This window comes from Kitasatospora sp. NPDC033851, from assembly GCF_055576085.1.
Map to the genome: position 1 here is coordinate 69,679 of NZ_JBVIRL010000034.1, position 2,033 is coordinate 71,711.

General features: G+C 73.3%; 2 protein-coding genes. Both read right to left on the reverse strand.

Features of this window, described 5'->3' with window-relative positions; genetic code table 11:
• Positions 1–89: 89 nt before the first annotated feature.
• Positions 90–608, reverse strand: coding sequence for a hypothetical protein (locus ACZ51D_RS38195; RefSeq protein WP_465664851.1), 519 nt, complete (start codon positions 606–608; stop codon positions 90–92).
• 222 nt (positions 609–830) lie between these two features.
• A complete protein-coding gene (locus tag ACZ51D_RS38200) occupies positions 831–1,922 on the reverse strand; it encodes a hypothetical protein (protein ID WP_465664853.1) in 1,092 nt (363 codons plus the stop codon).
• Positions 1,923–2,033 lie beyond the last annotated feature (111 nt).

Sequence of the window (2,033 nt, forward strand, 5' to 3'; positions counted from 1 at the left end):
GCCTGCGGCGCGTCAGCCCGGCCCCGGGCGGCTCGATGCCGCCCGGGCCGGAGTCCCGCCCCGGGGCCGGGCCCCGGGGCGGGTGTGTGTCACGCCTTCGGCACCCGCCACGCCTGGGCGGCCTTCCGGCTGAGCTCGGCGGCGTACTCATCGGCCCGCGCCCCGTGGACGCTCTCGTAGGCGGGCAGGTCCATGTGGCCGCCGAACACCTCCATGGTGTGCTGCGGGAACAGTCGCGCGAACAGGCGCATGTAGAGGCAGGTAGCGGCCGAGTTGAGCGGGGCGTGCGTGCTGGTCTCCATGAGGATGGCGATCATCTCGGCGCCCGTCGCGGGCCGGGTGTCCGCGCCGGTGGCGAGCCTGTCGAGCAGCTCGGCCGCGTTGGCGCGGAACAGCATCTCGGAGTTCTGCAGCCGGTCGTGGTGGGTCGCCCGGACCAGCATGAACCCGGAGCGCCAGATCGGGCCCCGGCCGCTCTCCCGGTGGCGGCGCTGGGCGGCCTCGATCTCCTCCTCGGCCCACTCCATCGCGGCGAACAGCGGGGCGAGCTGGGATTCGAGGCTGTTCCGGATGGCCTGGGCGGTCTGCGCGACGTCGAACGTGGTCATGGTGTGTCCGTTCTGGTGTTGGTGGAGTCCGGCCCGGGGGTCCGGGCCGGGGCCGCGCGGGGTTGCCCTCCCGCGCGGGGGTCTGGGGGCCGGAAGGAATCCGGCGGGTTGCCTGAGGGAGCGTCAGCCCGGGGTGGGCGGCTCGATGCCGCCCGGCCCGGCCTGCCGTCCGGGGCCGGGGGGCCGGTCCCCGGGCGTGGGTGCCCGGGGACCGGCGGCCGGTCAGCGGACCGGGAAGCCGGTCAGCCGGTTGGCGTGGTTGCGCGCGGCCTGGGCGGCGGCGTGCAGGCCGCCCCATCCGTCGCCGTTGGGGATGACGACCATGCCGGAGGGGGTGGCGTGGCGGACGACGTAGTTGAACGGCCCTTCGTGGGTGATGGTGTACAGCTCGCCTCGGCCGGTGTACTCCCACACCCCCTGGCCGATGCGGGCATACCCGAACACACCCTTCGACCACGCGGCGGCGACGCGCGCGGTAGTGGGCACGGTGCAGGGCGGCTCCTCGACCTCGACCCCGGTGGCCTCCTCGGCCTCCTCCGGCTCGACGGCGGCGGGGGCGGGCAGGCCGATGGCGGGATACTCATCGGCGGTCAGGGGGCGGCTCTGCTGCTCGCGCCAGCGAACGTAGGCAGCGGCGGGGTCGATGTGGCTGGTGCAGGCGTACCACTCGTCAAAGGCCGTGGGAACCGAGTGGGGGTGCTCCTGGTCGCTGTTCCAGTAGGTGGCGCTCGCCCACTCGGCGGCGGCGTTCCGGCGGGCCTCCCGGATGTGCTCGGCGAGCATGACGATGATGGTCCGGCGGTCGTTGTCGCTCAGCGCCCACTCGCGGAAGTCGCTGACGGGCCGTCCGCTGCGGACGGCGGCGCACGCCGCGCAGATGCCGATGGAGTCGGCGTCGGTCCCCTGGTAGACGTAGTACAGGCGGACGCCGATGGCGGCGCTGGGGCTCTGGCTGTGAGCCTGCTCGACGGCGTCGCAGCGGCCGATGTAGGCGGGGCCGATCGACAGGACCGTGACGGGCTCGGCCTCAACGGGGTAGTCCGCGATAACGGCGTGCACTTCGGCGAGCTTCACGCTCTCCCACTCGTCGCCAAGGTGCACGGTGGGGGCTTCGAACAGGCGCCACCGGCCGCCGTCCCGGCCCCGCCACGTGGCGGTGAACCAGGCTCCGTGGGCGCCCTCGCCGGTGAGCCGGTAGATGCGGCAATCACTGTCGCCGAGGGTCTCGACCTCGGTGGTCCACCCGGCCTTCTCGGCGGCCTTGATGAGCTTGGCGGCGCCGGACGGGGTGAACGCCAGGGGCTTGACGGTCATCTGCGGTGCTCCTTCGTGTTGGTGGTTCCGGCCGGTTGGCCGGGGGTCTCGGCGGGGGTTGCCCTCCCCGCCTTGATGAGACAATTAAACCATGGTTTGGGGGTCCGTGTC

What these genes read in the sequence shown, in the direction of transcription:
- ACZ51D_RS38195 (WP_465664851.1), bottom strand. Translation starts at nt 608, where the DNA reads ATGACCACGTTCGACGTCGCGCAGACCGCCCAGGCCATCCGGAACAGC.
- ACZ51D_RS38200 (WP_465664853.1), bottom strand. Translation starts at nt 1,922, where the DNA reads ATGACCGTCAAGCCCCTGGCGTTCACCCCGTCCGGCGCCGCCAAGCTC.